17 protein-coding genes are annotated in these 12,792 nt (G+C 71.9%); 9 read left to right on the top strand and 8 right to left on the bottom strand.

The genetic code is table 11. The annotated features are described in order from the left end of the window. Window positions 1-28 precede the first annotated feature (28 nt). Entirely contained in the window at window positions 29-487 is a 459-nt protein-coding gene (locus SOM35_RS03825; protein ID WP_111075199.1) for a DUF4383 domain-containing protein, read from the top strand. A gap of 115 nt (window positions 488-602) precedes the next feature. Here the strand turns inward: SOM35_RS03825 and SOM35_RS03820 are convergent, their stop codons facing one another. Continuing rightward, on the bottom strand, window positions 603-959 hold the full coding sequence (locus tag SOM35_RS03820) for a VOC family protein (RefSeq protein ID WP_110903888.1): 357 nt from the start codon (window positions 957-959) through the stop codon (window positions 603-605). A gap of 153 nt (window positions 960-1,112) precedes the next feature. Between SOM35_RS03820 and SOM35_RS03815 the strand changes: the two genes are divergently transcribed. Then, a complete protein-coding gene (locus SOM35_RS03815) occupies window positions 1,113-1,412 on the top strand; it encodes a Dabb family protein (RefSeq protein WP_320514444.1) in 300 nt (99 codons plus the stop codon). A 65-nt stretch (window positions 1,413-1,477) separates the two neighbouring features. Here the strand turns inward: SOM35_RS03815 and SOM35_RS03810 are convergent, their stop codons facing one another. From SOM35_RS03810 to SOM35_RS03800, 3 genes are all read right to left on the bottom strand, one after another. Then, window positions 1,478-1,939 (bottom strand): BLUF domain-containing protein, encoded by a 462-nt coding sequence (locus SOM35_RS03810; protein WP_320514443.1) that lies wholly within the window; start codon window positions 1,937-1,939, stop codon window positions 1,478-1,480. 124 nt (window positions 1,940-2,063) lie between these two features. After that, a complete protein-coding gene (locus tag SOM35_RS03805; RefSeq protein WP_181439277.1) occupies window positions 2,064-2,231 on the bottom strand; it encodes a hypothetical protein in 168 nt (55 codons plus the stop codon). Window positions 2,232-2,266: 35 nt separating this feature from the next. Further along, window positions 2,267-3,994, bottom strand: coding sequence for an AMP-binding protein (locus SOM35_RS03800; RefSeq protein WP_320514442.1), 1,728 nt, complete (start codon window positions 3,992-3,994; stop codon window positions 2,267-2,269). Between the two features lie 156 nt (window positions 3,995-4,150). Between SOM35_RS03800 and SOM35_RS03795 the strand changes: the two genes are divergently transcribed. Further along, window positions 4,151-5,143, top strand: a complete 993-nt coding sequence (locus SOM35_RS03795; RefSeq protein WP_320514441.1) for a helix-turn-helix transcriptional regulator — start codon at window positions 4,151-4,153, stop codon at window positions 5,141-5,143. A gap of 9 nt (window positions 5,144-5,152) precedes the next feature. Here the strand turns inward: SOM35_RS03795 and SOM35_RS03790 are convergent, their stop codons facing one another. Further along, the gene (locus tag SOM35_RS03790; RefSeq protein WP_320514440.1) at window positions 5,153-5,491 is read right to left on the bottom strand and encodes a hypothetical protein; all 339 of its coding nucleotides are present in this window, start codon (window positions 5,489-5,491) and stop codon (window positions 5,153-5,155) included. Window positions 5,492-5,621: 130 nt separating this feature from the next. On the opposite strand from SOM35_RS03790, the gene msrA reads away from it, so the two are divergent. The 5 genes from msrA (at window position 5,622) to SOM35_RS03765 (ending at window position 9,588) form a co-directional block, all read left to right on the top strand. Continuing rightward, on the top strand, window positions 5,622-6,143 hold the full coding sequence (gene msrA, locus SOM35_RS03785) for a peptide-methionine (S)-S-oxide reductase MsrA (RefSeq protein WP_111075207.1): 522 nt from the start codon (window positions 5,622-5,624) through the stop codon (window positions 6,141-6,143). Between the two features lie 352 nt (window positions 6,144-6,495). Beyond that, a complete protein-coding gene (locus tag SOM35_RS03780; RefSeq protein ID WP_221849754.1) occupies window positions 6,496-7,065 on the top strand; it encodes an alternate-type signal peptide domain-containing protein in 570 nt (189 codons plus the stop codon). A gap of 23 nt (window positions 7,066-7,088) precedes the next feature. Further along, a complete protein-coding gene (locus SOM35_RS03775; protein ID WP_320514439.1) occupies window positions 7,089-7,637 on the top strand; it encodes a hypothetical protein in 549 nt (182 codons plus the stop codon). Continuing rightward, the gene (locus tag SOM35_RS03770; protein WP_320514438.1) at window positions 7,634-8,923 is read left to right on the top strand and encodes an RICIN domain-containing protein; all 1,290 of its coding nucleotides are present in this window, start codon (window positions 7,634-7,636) and stop codon (window positions 8,921-8,923) included. The genes SOM35_RS03775 and SOM35_RS03770 overlap by 4 nt, the downstream gene beginning before the upstream one ends. After that, window positions 8,920-9,588 carry a signal peptidase I gene (locus SOM35_RS03765; protein WP_320514437.1) on the top strand — a complete coding sequence of 223 codons (669 nt, stop codon included), beginning with the start codon at window positions 8,920-8,922 and terminating at the stop codon, window positions 9,586-9,588. The genes SOM35_RS03770 and SOM35_RS03765 overlap by 4 nt, the downstream gene beginning before the upstream one ends. On the opposite strand, the gene SOM35_RS03760 is transcribed toward SOM35_RS03765, so the two are convergent. Both SOM35_RS03760 and SOM35_RS03755 read right to left on the bottom strand, forming a co-directional pair. Next, complete coding sequence (locus SOM35_RS03760; protein WP_320514436.1) at window positions 9,533-10,756, bottom strand: acyl-CoA dehydrogenase family protein; 1,224 nt, start codon at window positions 10,754-10,756, stop codon at window positions 9,533-9,535. The genes SOM35_RS03765 and SOM35_RS03760 overlap by 56 nt on opposite strands. A gap of 32 nt (window positions 10,757-10,788) precedes the next feature. Continuing rightward, a complete protein-coding gene (locus SOM35_RS03755) occupies window positions 10,789-11,466 on the bottom strand; it encodes an AmiS/UreI family transporter (protein ID WP_320514435.1) in 678 nt (225 codons plus the stop codon). A 122-nt stretch (window positions 11,467-11,588) separates the two neighbouring features. Here SOM35_RS03755 and mtnN point away from each other — a divergent pair, with 122 nt between their 5' ends. Then, window positions 11,589-12,326 carry a 5'-methylthioadenosine/S-adenosylhomocysteine nucleosidase gene (gene mtnN / locus SOM35_RS03750; RefSeq protein WP_221849748.1) on the top strand — a complete coding sequence of 246 codons (738 nt, stop codon included), beginning with the start codon at window positions 11,589-11,591 and terminating at the stop codon, window positions 12,324-12,326. A 60-nt stretch (window positions 12,327-12,386) separates the two neighbouring features. Here mtnN and SOM35_RS03745 read toward each other — a convergent pair whose 3' ends face one another. Next, window positions 12,387-12,650, bottom strand: coding sequence for a DUF4190 domain-containing protein (locus SOM35_RS03745; protein WP_320514434.1), 264 nt, complete (start codon window positions 12,648-12,650; stop codon window positions 12,387-12,389). Between the last annotated feature and the right edge of the window lie 142 nt (window positions 12,651-12,792).

Raw genomic sequence — 12,792 nt, 5'->3', positions numbered from 1 at the left:
CGTCGACTCCTGACGAAGGGTTCCCCTGATGACCACCAACGCATCCGCACGCTCCGGCTACGGCACCACGCTCACCCAGAAGGGCGCGCTGCTCTTCGGTGTCGTCTTCATCATCGTCGGCATCGCCGGCTTCATCCCCGGCCTGACGATGGACATGGGCACCATGTCGGTCGGCGGCAACGACTCGATGGCCAAGCTGCTCGGCATCTTCCAGGTGTCCGTCCTGCACAACATCGTCCACCTGCTGTTCGGCATCGTCGGCCTGCTCGCCGCCCGCTCGCACGGCTTCGCCCGCCAGTACCTGCTCATCGGCGGCATCGTCTACGCCGTGCTCTTCATCTACGGCCTGTTCACCGCCGGCATGGCCAGCGCCGCGAACTTCGTGCCGCTGAACGTCGCCGACAACGTGCTGCACCTGGTCCTCGCCGTCGCGATGATCCTGCTCGGCATCGTCCTGCCGCGCGCCGGGGCCCGCACCGCCCGCTGAGTGCGGTGCCGGCCCGCGCCCCGCGCTGACCACATGAGGGGAGGCCCGTGACCAGCTGGTCACGGGCCTCCCGTCATGCGGTCCGACCGTGCGACGACGCACGGCCGGTCCGTCGTCAGCCCTGCGGCGGCGAGTACAGCTGCAGGTCGTTGCCCTCGCTGTCCTTGAAGGGGATGATCTTCCCCCACGGGTGCTCGCTGATCTCGCCCTGGATGTCCGCGCCGCGCTCCTTGAGCGAGGCCACTTCGTCCTCGATGCTGCCGTCCGGCTGGAACGAGACGACCGCGCCGCCGTCGCTCGACTGGCTGGCGGACTCGCGTCCGTTGAGGCCGATCATCAGCCCACCGGCGTCGATCTCGCTCCAGTCGTCGGACTGGTCCTTGACCGTGAGACCGAGCGTGTCGCGGTAGAACGCGACGGCGCGCTCCATGTCGCTGACCGGGACCCAGACTGCTGCGACTCCACTTGCCATGGTGTTTCCTCTCGTCGTGGTGTGCCCTGGACGCTAGGCCGCGGGGTGTCCGCGACGACCCAGCCCCGCACCGGTTCGGGGTACGCCCAGCACGGCGGCGGAGGCTCGGGGTGATCGCCGCCGACGGTGCGCGACCCCGACGGGAGGACGACCATGACCGAGATCGTGCACGTGGTGCTCGTGGACTGGGACGGCGAGGACGGCACCGCGCCGGAACGCGCGAGCGCCCTGGTCGCCGAACACCTGCCGACCATCGACGGCGTCGTGTCCATCGCCTCCGGGCCGAGCGTCAGCCCCGAGGGGCTCGAGGGCGGCTTCGACTGGGCGCTCGTCGTCCGGTTCCGGGATGCTGCCGCCCGGGACGCCTACCTGCCCCACCCGGCACACCAGCCGGTGGCGGACCACATCGGGGCGCGGAGTGCGCGGGTGGTCGTGTTCGACGTCGCGGGCTGACCAGGCAGACGGACGGGAGGCCCGTGGCGGTGTCGCCACGGGCCTCCCGTCCGTCTGTGGCCGGGTCAGCCGGCGGTGCGGAACCGGTCCGGTCGCGCCTGGAACCACCGGATCAGCTCACGGAGTGCCGGTGAGGCGTTCGAGGGTACTGCGTCCGGCGCCGGGGTCTCGGCGGAGATCGACTCGACGTCGTCGAACGTGGAGCGGTAGCCGGGCACGTCCTGCAGGTCGGTCTCGGAGGTCGGCGCGAACGCCATCGTCCACTGCGGGAACTGCCGCTCCTCGATGACGTCCTCGAGCAGCATCGTCACCTTCGTGTGCCGCGGATCGGTCTTGATCGTGGCCATCTTGGCGCGCACCGCGGTGTCCGGGCCCTCGAGCAGCTGCAGGAAGTAGCCGTTGCGGAACAGCAGCATGCCGGTCACGTCGTTCTGCTCGTTGGCGGTGCGGCTCTGCGAGAGCAGGCCGGCGAGGGCGGCGTCGTCGAACGAGTCCGTCGCGACGCTCGAGTAGATCAGCGACAGCATCAGAGGGCACCGCTTCCGGTCGGGGAGGCCCGACACACCCGCGGAGGACGGGTGAGGAACCGGATGCCAGCGAACTCCGGCGCGGCTGGGAGCAGGCCGTCGCTGTCCGCTGAGCGGTGGTGGATCAGCTCTGCTCGGGCTCCGCCGGCTCGCCGCCGGAGTCCACGTCGCTGTCCTGCTGGGGGTCCTCGGTGGCGTTGCCCGAGGCGGACCCGTCGGGGAGCTCCTCCGTGCGTCGTGCGTCTTCTTCGCTCACGCCGTCCGGGCCGGTTCCACTCAGTGCATCACTCATGACGGGGACGCTACGCCGACCCGGTGGACGCCCGGTCAGTCCTCGCGTCGGCCGGTGCGCAGGCCGTCGAACTGGTCGTCGCGCCACTCCCCCGCGACCGGCGGACCACCGGCGGCCTCCTGCTCGCGGGCGCGGAGCTCGACCCGGCGGATCTTCCCCGACACCGTCTTCGGCAGCGCGCCGAACTCCAGCCGGCGGACGCGCTGCCAGGCGGGCATCGCGGTGCGGGCATGGGCCAGGATGCTCCGCGCGGTCTCGGCCGTCGGTTCCCACCCGGCCGCGAGCGTGACGTACGCCTTGACGACGTTGAGCCGGGACTCGTGCGGAGCCGGGACGACCGCGGACTCGGCGACCGCGGGGTGCTGGAGCAGAGCGCTCTCCACCTCGAACGGCGACACCTTGTAGTCGGAGGACTTGAAGACGTCGTCGGTCCGGCCGACGAAGGTCAGCGAGCCGTCCTCGTGCCGGGTCGCGACGTCACCGGTGTGGAAGTACCCACCCCGCAGGGCGTCGTCGGTCCGCTCCGGGGCGCCGAGGTACCCGGCCATCAGGTTGACGGGGCGGGTGGTCAGGTCGAGGCAGACCTCGCCCTCGGTGACGCCGGCTTCGCCCGTGACCGGGTCGAGGAGCTCGATCGCGATGCCGGGCAGCCCGTGGCCCATCGCCCCCGGACGGACGGTGTCACCCGGGGCGTTGCCGACGATCGCGGTGGTCTCGGTCTGGCCGTAGCCGTCACGGATGGTCCGACCCCAGGCCTCCTCGACCAGGCGGATCACCTCGGGGTTCAGGGGCTCGCCGGCGGAGACGACCTCGCGGAGCGCACGGGGCCGGGCGCCGAGGTCGGCCTGGATGAGCAGGCGCCACACGGTCGGCGGGGCACAGAACGAGGTGACCTCGGCCCGCTCCAGCTGGTGCAGCAGGGCGGCCGGGTCGAAGCGCTCCTGGTTGTGCACGAAGACGGTGGCCTCGGCGATCCACGGGGCGAAGAAGCAGCTCCACGCGTGCTTGCCCCAGCCGGGCGAACTGATCGCCAGGTGCACGTCGCCGGGCTGCAGACCGATCCAGTACATCGTCGTGAGGTGCCCGACCGGGTACGAGGTCTGCGTGTGCACGACCATCTTCGGCTTGTCGGTCGTCCCCGACGTGAAGTACACCAGGCAGGGGTCGTCGGACGCGGTGACGACCTCCGGACGCCATTCGTCCGCCGGTGCCGGTTCGCCGAGGTCGTGCGGGTAGGTCGTCCAGCCGTCCGCGCTGCCACCGACGACGATGCGCGTGAAGTCGCCCGTGACGTCGGCGTACTTCGGGGTCTCGCGGAGCGTGGTCACCACGTGGGCCACCTGACCGCGGTCGACGCGGTCCTGCAGGTCCGCGGCGCCGAGCATGGTCGAGGTCGGCAGGATCACGGCGCCGACCTTCATCACGGCGAGCATCGACTCCCAGAGCTCGAGCTGGTTGTCGAGCATGAGCAGCACGTGGTCGCCCTTGCCGACGCCCAGGTCGTGCAACCGAGCCGCCAGCCGGTCCGATCGGGCGGACATCTCGGCGTAGGTGGTGTGCGACTCGCGGCCGTCCTCCTCGACGATCACGAGCGCTTCACGGTCGTTGTCCTGCGCGATGACGTCGAACCAGTCGATCGCCCAGTTGAACGTCTCGCCGACGTCGGGCCAGCGGAAGTCACGCCGCGCGGCCGCACTGTCGGAGCGGGCGTGCAGCAGGACGTCTCGGGCGGCGCGGAAGGCGGAGGCGGGTTCGGTGCGCATCCTCTGACCTTGCCCCATCCCGCTCGTGATGCACAGCAGGACACCTCGAATAGCGCATCGGGACGTCGTGAGTCAACCCCTCGCGGACAGACCGTCGCCATCCGTACGGTCTCCGATGGCGTGCTCCGTCTGCACGCCCGGACGGAGAGGAAGCGGATGACCACGATCGACGACACCGCGCCCGACCGTGCGGCGGACGACGACCGCAGCACCGTCCGGCTCGAGGCCGCCGGCGGGTCCCCGGCCGCGGCCGTCGTGGACCTCAGTGGCTTGTACGCCGGGCGACACTGGGCAGCGCACAGCACCGGTCAGCCCTTCTCGTACCGCTACACCGCCGTCGGCGACGCGGACGTCACGTTGCGGCGATCCCAGATCTCCGGCTCGATCCGCGGCCTGATCCCGGTGTCCGACGACTACGTCGTGCAGTGGCTGACGGCCGGCAACGGGATCCCCGACGTCGTCCACGACCGCGTGCCGATGGTCGACGACGTCCCGATGCTCTTCCCGACCGCCCGCGAGTTCGTGTTCGCGTACCAGGACTACGACCAGCGTCTGGTGCACATGTCCCGCCGCCTGGTGCACGAGGTCGCCGACGAGCTCTTCCACACCGGGCCGGTCCCCGACCTCGGCATCGACCACCTGCGCACCCTCGAGCCCGCCGCCGTGACGCGGTGGCGGAACAGTCTGTCGCTGCTCTCGCGTGAGCTGCGTGTCGGCGGTGTGGAGAGCCTCCTGTGGCACACACTCACCCGTGAGACCGCCGCGGCGTTCCTCCGGATGTACCCGCCGACCGTGACCGCCCTGCCGCCGGCCGTGCTCCTGCCGCGGCGGGCGCGCCTCCGGGCCGCCGTCGAGCACGTGCACGCGCACGCGGCCGAACCCCTCACCGTCGCCGACGTCGCCGGGGCCGCGGGGCTCAGCGTCCGCGCCACCCAGGAGGCGTTCCAGCGCCACATCGGGATGACCCCGCTCCGCTACCTGCAGCACGTCCGTCTCGAGCGGGTCCGCCAGGAGCTGCTGCAGGCGGACCCGACGACCGGGTCGGTGCAGGCGATCGCACGGGCGTGGGGGTTCGCGCACCTCGGTCGGTTCTCGGCGGCCTACCGGAACGCGTACGGCGAGTACCCGCGGAACACCCTGCGCCGCTGACGACCCGTCTCAGTCGAAGTCGTCGAGCCCCTCGGCCTGCAGGTCCGGGTCCTCGTGCACCGGCCGGACGGGTCCGGCCAGCACCGCCAGACGCCGCACCTGCTCGATGAAGCCCGCGTCGTCGACCCCCGCGTCGCGGTCGTCGTCGGTCGCCGGCCCGACGGTGATCAGGCTGGCCGGGCCGAGCAGCAGCGTCTCGACGACGGGCCGGCCCTCGTCGTCGAAGGTCGGCACGTCGATGGTGTCGGTCTTCCCGTTCCCGCCCAGCACGGCGGCGTACCGGATGACGGCGTCGGCAGCGCCGTCGGTGGTCCGGATCGCCCGGCCGGCGTAGTGGATGTCCTTCACCGGCCCAGTGAACGCAGCACCGGATGCGGTCGGTCCCAGACTCGGGCCGACCCGTCGTGGAACACGCAGGGGTTCCTCGGTGTTGCACCCGGTACTGTCGCAGCCAGCGTCACGAACCACGGAGGTACCGATGACCACCACCGAGACCGCGATCCTCGCCGGCGGATGTTTCTGGGGAGCACAGCAGCTGCTCCGCCGACGCCCGGGCGTCATCAGCACACGCGTCGGCTACTCCGGCGGTGACGTCCCCAACGCCACCTACCGAAACCACGGCACGCACGCCGAGGCCGTCGAGATCGTCTTCGACCCGTCGGTGATCTCGTACCGCGAGCTGCTGGAGTTCTTCTTCCAGATCCACGACCCGTCCACCAAGGACCGGCAGGGCAACGACGTGGGCGTCAGCTACCGTTCGGCGATCTTCTTCGCCTCGGACGAGCAGCGTGACGTCGCCCTCGACACCATCGCCGACGTCGACGCCTCGGGCATCTGGCCCGGCAAGGTCGTCACCGAGGTCGCTCCGGTCGGCCCGTTCTGGGAGGCCGAGGAAGAGCACCAGGACTACCTCGAGAAGGACCCCTACGGGTACACGTGCCACTTCGTGCGCCCGAACTGGGTTCTGCCGAAGCGCAGCGAGACGGCCGCCACGGCCTGACGCCCAGCGCGAGCAGGGACGAGACGGGAGGCCCGGTACCAGCTGGTACCGGGCCTCCCGTCCGTCGTCCCGCTCAGGGTGAAGCTGGCAGAGTGCCCGGCTGGAGGCTGCAGTCCGCACAGAGGCGATTCCCATGTCATACTCAGCGAAGCAGCCCGATCGGCCGTCCGGCCGACCACTGCTCGCAGGGATTCGTCTCCTGCACTTGCCGCTCCCAGCAGGTCGAGCACCACGTCCACCGGTCGATGCGCCGGTCCCGCAACCACGGGACCAGGCTGCCGTCAGCTCCTCGAGCTGTCAGACACGGACGCGGTGGACGCAGATCGACGTTCGACGTCGTAGAGGGCACACCATGAAGAAGATCATCACCGCCACCGTCATCGGCGCCGCCGGCGTCGCACTCCTCCTGGGCGGCGCGGGCACCTTCGCGCTCTGGAACTCCAGCGCCGAGACCGCCGGGGGCACGATCGTCGCCGGTGCCCTCGCCATCAAGCCCACCGCCCAGGCCGCATCGTGGACAGTGAACGGCGGCTCCCCGCTGTCGACGCTCGACGGGTACCCGATCGTCCCCGGCGACGTCGTCACCTACTCGCAGGACATGATCGTGTCGGCGAACGGCAAGGGGCTGACCGCGAAGCTCGCCGTCGACCCGGCCTCGGTCGAGGCGACCTCCACGAGCGCACCCGCCGACGTCGCCCTGGCGAAGTACCTGTCGACGAACGCCGTCCTCACGGCGACCGGTGACGGTGTCTCCGGGACGTCGGCGCCCTACACGGTGACCGGGCAGACCGGCCACGAGCAGGACGTCCGCGTCGGCGTCACCATCACCTTCCCGAAGAGCGACACCGCCGGGGTCGAGGACGGCACCCAGAACGGTTCCGTCGACCTCGACGCCATCGCCGTCACCCTGACCCAGGCGTGAAGCGCCGGCGCCGAGGTGCCGCGATGACCAGCTGGCCGGCAGCGACACTGCTCGCCGCCGGCGTGGTCGGGATCGCGGCCCTGGTCGCGGTCGCGACCGACGGTGGGACCTTCGCACTCCTCAGCGCCCAGGCCTCGACCGACCCGGTGACCATCACCGCCGGGTCGGCCGACCTGTCCCTGAGCGGCATCGCGCTGCCGACCACGGCGCTCTGGCCCGGTGACACCGAGTTCGGGGTGCTGACCGCGCGCAACACCGGGGACGTGCCGCTCGACCTGAGCATCGCGACCGCTCGCGGGACCGCGCCGGCGAGCGCGACCGCTGTGGCCGACCTGCGGGTCGCCGTCGGGACGTCGACCTCGGCAGCCGCCTGCCGCTCCGGTGCCATGCACACCACGTGGACCGGCACCCTCGACTCGAACGCCGCGACGACGGCTGGCATCTCCGTCCGCCCGGGCGCCGCCGTGGTCCTCTGCGTCGGGCTCACGATGCCGTCGAGCGCTCCCGCGTCCCAGCAGGGCCTCAGCACCGACTTCACCGCGACGATCACCGGGACGCAGGCGAGCGCATGACCGCACGCAGACACCGTGCCCCCGCCGACCGTCGACGCCTGGTGCTCCTCGGCTCGACCGCCGTCGCGCTCCTCGCCCTCGGGATCGGCACCGCCGGCACCGCCCGGGCGTCGTGGACCGCGCCCGCCCAGACCGTCGGTGCGCACGCGTCGACCGGTTCGGTCGCCGTCACGATCACCGGCGTCCAGGACCTCGCGAGCACCTACACCTCGAGCGCCCTGGCCCACGCCGCGACGGTCACGATCGTCAACTCCGGGACGGTCCCCGCCGACGTCCGTCTCGCCCTGACCGCCTCCGTCGGCGCGTCCCTGTCCACCGCACAGCGCGTCGACGTGTGGCAGCCGACGGCCGGCAACCCCTGCACGGGCGCCCCGTCCAGCACCGCCCGCTCGGGCTCCGGCTCGTCGATCCCCGACGTCACCGCGAGCCTGGCCGCCGGCGCGAGCACGACCTCCTGCGTGCGGACGTCCGTCACCCAGGGGCAGCGCTTCGACCTGTCGGGAGGCGCGACCACCCTCGACGCGCTCGTCACCGCGCGCCAGGGGTCCTGGACCGGCACCGCGCACGCCCAGGCGACCCAGGCCGTCGCCGCCACCGTGACACCGGGCATGCCCACGAAGACCAGCGAGACCGACAGCAGCATCGCGCTCACGTGGAGCGCCCCCGCGGACACCAGCGGCATCGGCTCGTACGTGGTCACCCGCGACGGCGTCACGATCGCCACGCTGCCCGCGTCGACCCGCTCGTTCACCGACACCGGCCTGCAGGTCTCCACCTACTACGCGTACGCCGTCCGGGCCGTGCCCACCGGCCCCGCCGGACACTCCTCCCCCGTCTCGACGACCGTCCAGCACGCCACCGGCTGGTTCACCACCACCGGCCGCTACGTGCTGCGGAACCCCGCCACCGGGACATGTGTGACGGCCGGCGGCACGACCTCCGGCAGCCCGATCACGACCGCTGGGTGCACCACGAGCACCGCGCAGACCTGGCAGTTCAGCGTCGACGGCGACTGGCTGCGCATCGCGTCGCCGGCGGCCCCGCAGCTGTACTGGGACGCACCGAGCGACCGCTCCGCGGTGCTGCGGACGCTCAACGACATCAGTGCGCAGAAGTGGTCCGTCGAGGCCGTCGGTGCGGGCTCCGGCCTGTTCCGACTGCACAACAAGAACGACCTGTGCCTGACGGCGGCAGCGTCGTCGTCCGCGTCCGCGAGCACCGCGATGACCGTGTCCGACTGCGGCTCGTCCACGCTGCAGCTGTTCACCCTGCGGGCGACCTCGTGACGAGCACGGCCCCAGCCCACACGCGTGTCTCGGCGGTCGCCCGCCTGCTGGGGCAGACCGCCGCCGTCCTGGTGCTGCTCGCCGTGATCGCCGTCGCCGCCCTGGCGATCGTCGTGCCGCGGCTCACCGCTTCCGTCCCGCTGACCGTGCTCACCAGCTCGATGGAGCCCGGCATGCCGCCCGGCACCCTGGCAGTGGTCCGCCCGGTCGACCCCGACGACATCGGCGTCGGTGACATCGTCACCTACCAGATCCGAGTCGACCGGCCGGGCGTCATCTCGCACCGCGTCATCGCGATCGCGGTCGGTGCCGACGGCCGACGCCTCTTCACCTTCAAGGGCGACAACAACACGGACGCCGACCCGGACCGTGTGGTCGCGGCGCAGGTCATGGGGCGCGTCTGGTACTCGATCCCCGGGCTCGGGTTCGTCAACACCTCGGTCGCCGGGCACGCGAAGGCCTGGCTCGTGCCGACGCTGGGCATCGCCATGATCGGGTACGCCCTGGTCCTCGTGGTCCGTGCGCTGATCGGCGCGCGACGTGCGCGCGCGACGGACGGGAGGCACGGCACCAGCCGGCACGGCGCCTCCAGTCCGTCACCGGTCGCGTCTACCGCGCCCGCGTCGCCCCGATCGCCCACACACGTGGCGGCTGCGCGCCGTTGACGGCGTGGTCCCCGACGATCCGCGCCTTGAACACCCACGGGTTGTGACTGCCCGCGGTCCGGGCGTTCCGCCAGTGCCGGTCCAGGTTCTTCGTCGTGCTGACGCCGGAGGCGGCGAGCGCGTCGAACAGGTGCGAGGTCGCCTGGGTCGCCAGTGACGTCAGCGCGACCTGCGCCTGCGCGGTCGCGAGTTCGGCGCGGTCGTTGCGGCGTTCGTCCTCGGCCTCGTCGAGGGCGGCCCCCTCGTACGCGGCCTGCAGCGCCTCCGCCGCCCGGTCCACGATCGCGGCGGCGGCGAAGCCGGCGGACGAGACCTCGCCCACGACCTGCAGGATCTGCGGATCGGCGGCGAAGGTGTCGGCGTTGCCGTGCGAGAAGACGCGGTTGCGGGTGCGGACGGCGAGCGCGACCTCCCGTTCGGCGGCCAGGACCGAGCCGGCCAGGACCGCCAACAGCACCCCCTGGTAGAACGCTGTCTGGTACTTGAACCGGTCGTCGAACCGGGTCACCGCGTCCGCCTCGACGCGCGCGTCGACGAAGGTGCTCGTGCCGGAGCCGGTGGTCTGCTGGCCGAAGCCGTCCCAGTCGTCGCCGTGCGTGACGCCGTCCTGGTGGGCGTCGACGATCGCGATCACCCGTTCGCCGGTGTCGGTGCGCTCGGCGTAGGTGTCGATCCAGTCCGCAAAGACGCTGCCCGTCGAGTAGTACTTCTGTCCGCTGATCCGGAACGTGCCGTCGGGCTGCGGGGTGACCTTCGTGATGACGTCGCCGATCTGCACGGCACCGACCTCGGTCCACGAGTTGCCGGCGATCTCGCCGCGGCCGAAGCGGTCGAGCCAGCGCGTCCGCTCCCCGGACCGGCCGACCAGGCGGTCCTCGACCAGGGCGAAGTGGCCGCGGAGGGCCTGCGGGATGTTGCTGTCGGCGGCGGCGAGCTCGGTCAGCAGCCGGAACAGCTGCGGCAGGGTCGCGCCGGCACCGCCGTGCTCGACGGGCACCCGCAGGGCCCCGAAGCCGGCGTCGGCGAGTTCGCGGATCTCGGCGGCGGGGAGGGTGTGGGTGCGCTCACGTTCGGAGGCGCCGGCGGCGATCCGGTCGAAGAGCGGGCGGAAGCGGGCAGCGAGGGTCTCGTAGTCCGGTGCGGTGTGCGTGGCGGTGTTCGTCGTCATGGTGCGTCCGTTCTCGTGTGGCGGGCGGTCGGTCAGGAGGCTGTGGTCGCGGCGGGCGCGGGAGCGGCGGTGGGCGAGGTGGCTGCGGCGGGCGCGGGCGCGACCGCGGGCGAGGTGGCCGCGTTCCGGGTCCTGCGGCGGGTCAGGGCGCCTGCGCCACCGAACACGACCGCCTCGCCCAGGGCCGCGATGCCGGCCGCGGCCGGCCCGGTCGGCCAGTGGCCGATGAGGGCGAGCAGCGCCGGCACGAGGGCGGTGACCGGACTCGCCAGCACGAGCGCCCAGCCGGTGTAGGTGTCGATCGAGGTCCGACCGAGGGCCAGGAGGACGAAGAACAGCGACCAGAGCACCGCCCACCCGACCCACAGCACGGCGAGCACCGGGTCGTCCGCGACGTACACCCCGGCGAACACCACCGCGGTGACGGCGACCAGGCCGCAGAACCAGCCGAGCCCGGCCGAACCCAGGCCGGCGAGCGCGTCCACCCCGACGGAGAGGTACGTCAGGCCGAACAGGAACGTCCCGGTGATCGCGAAGAGCGCCGGCAGGGACCCGTCGGCCGAGATCGCGACGGCGGTGCAGAGCAGCAGTTGCAGCCCGCCGATGAGGACGTTGGAGACCCCGCTGTCACGTCCGGGGACGCGTCCGAGCAGGGTGAGGCCGTTGAGGAGCAGCGCGGCCGCGGACAGGATCAAGCAGATGGAGGCCATGCCGAGAAGGTGCCACGCAGCGTCGACGTGGTGGGGAACATGACCGTCCCTTACGGAATGCTGCGCTCCGTGACGGTCGAGGGGGCGCAGGATCGTGCACGCTGCTGTGCGAAGATCGTCCGGTGGATGCCCCTCGACGACCCGTAGCCGTCGTCATCGCCGCCATGAGCGAAGAGGTCGCGGCGTTCACCGACCTGCTCGGTGGCGAGCCGGTCCTCGACGGGCCGACCGGCGGCCACGACGAGCACCACCTGCTCGACGTCGGCGGTTCCACGGTCGCCGTCCGCCGGAGCGGCATCGGCTTCACGAACGCCACCGCTGCCGTCGCCCACGCCTTCCACGACTTCGGCTCCGGCATCCCCGTCATCAGCGTCGGGACCGCGGGCGGACTCGCCCGGCACGTCCAGCTCGGCGACGTCGTCATCGGCGACTGGTACGTCAACCTCAACGCCGACGCCACCGCCTTCGGGTACGCGCTCGGTCAGGTGCCGGGCATGCCCGCCGGGTTCACCGGTGACGTCGACCTGGTCCGCCGCGCGCAGGCGGTCCCGACCCCCGACGTGGTCCGGCTCGAGCCGATCGGCTCGAGCGAGGTCTTCGTGACCGAGGGCCGTGCCCGCGACTTCCGTCAGGCCTTCCCGACCGTCGCGGCGGTCGACATGGAGTCGGCAGCGATCGCCCAGTTCGCGCACGTGCACGCGATGCCGTTCGTGTCGGTCCGGGGCATCAGCGACCTGTGCGCGCCGGACGGGGACGAGTTCCGGAAGCACCTCGACGACGCGGCCGCACGTGCTGCCCGGGTCGTGCACGGGCTCGTCGTGGGGTTGGCGACGGGGAGCGACGCACTGCCTGCTACGTGAGCCGTCCGGGTCCGTCGGGATCCGTCGGGATCCGTCCGACGACGACCCGGGTCGGGTGGGCTACGCGCCGTGTGTGGTAGCGACGAGCGCGTGGACCAGGAACGCACCGCCCAGCAGTGCGAACCAGAAACCGCCGACGACGATGCCCGCGATCGCGAGTCCGCGACCACGCTCGCCGGTCCGGCCGATCTGGACGAGTGCGATGACGGACACGACCAGACCGACGATGTTGGCGACGAAGGCCAGCACGAACCCGGCGATCGACAGCGTGTTGATGCGGTCCTTGGGGGTGGCGGCGGTGGTGTGGTGCTCGACAGTGGACATGAGGACTCCTTGGGGTGAGATGCCGGGCGGCGTCCTGCGTCGTCCGTTGCCACCAGCGTGCGCTCCGGCCCGCCCGTGATCGACCGTCCGTGGGATGAGGGAGGTCACTCACCAGGATGATCGTTCCGCAGCGGTACCACCG

Origin of the sequence: Curtobacterium sp. CFBP9011 (genome assembly GCF_034045095.1) — a bacterium.
GTDB lineage: Bacteria > Actinomycetota > Actinomycetes > Actinomycetales > Microbacteriaceae > Curtobacterium.
This window is presented reverse-complemented; position numbering and strand designations above follow the sequence as displayed.

Coding starts and splice junctions, on each gene's coding strand:
- SOM35_RS03825 (WP_111075199.1), top strand. CDS start 29: ATGACCACCAACGCATCCGCACGCTCCGGCTACGGCACCACGCTCACC.
- SOM35_RS03820 (WP_110903888.1), bottom strand. CDS start 959: ATGGCAAGTGGAGTCGCAGCAGTCTGGGTCCCGGTCAGCGACATGGAG.
- SOM35_RS03815 (WP_320514444.1), top strand. CDS start 1,113: ATGACCGAGATCGTGCACGTGGTGCTCGTGGACTGGGACGGCGAGGAC.
- SOM35_RS03810 (WP_320514443.1), bottom strand. CDS start 1,939: ATGCTGTCGCTGATCTACTCGAGCGTCGCGACGGACTCGTTCGACGAC.
- SOM35_RS03805 (WP_181439277.1), bottom strand. CDS start 2,231: ATGAGTGATGCACTGAGTGGAACCGGCCCGGACGGCGTGAGCGAAGAA.
- SOM35_RS03800 (WP_320514442.1), bottom strand. CDS start 3,994: ATGCGCACCGAACCCGCCTCCGCCTTCCGCGCCGCCCGAGACGTCCTG.
- SOM35_RS03795 (WP_320514441.1), top strand. CDS start 4,151: ATGACCACGATCGACGACACCGCGCCCGACCGTGCGGCGGACGACGAC.
- msrA (WP_111075207.1), top strand. CDS start 5,622: ATGACCACCACCGAGACCGCGATCCTCGCCGGCGGATGTTTCTGGGGA.
- SOM35_RS03780 (WP_221849754.1), top strand. CDS start 6,496: ATGAAGAAGATCATCACCGCCACCGTCATCGGCGCCGCCGGCGTCGCA.
- SOM35_RS03775 (WP_320514439.1), top strand. CDS start 7,089: ATGACCAGCTGGCCGGCAGCGACACTGCTCGCCGCCGGCGTGGTCGGG.
- SOM35_RS03770 (WP_320514438.1), top strand. CDS start 7,634: ATGACCGCACGCAGACACCGTGCCCCCGCCGACCGTCGACGCCTGGTG.
- SOM35_RS03760 (WP_320514436.1), bottom strand. CDS start 10,756: ATGACGACGAACACCGCCACGCACACCGCACCGGACTACGAGACCCTC.
- SOM35_RS03755 (WP_320514435.1), bottom strand. CDS start 11,466: ATGGCCTCCATCTGCTTGATCCTGTCCGCGGCCGCGCTGCTCCTCAAC.
- SOM35_RS03745 (WP_320514434.1), bottom strand. CDS start 12,650: ATGTCCACTGTCGAGCACCACACCACCGCCGCCACCCCCAAGGACCGC.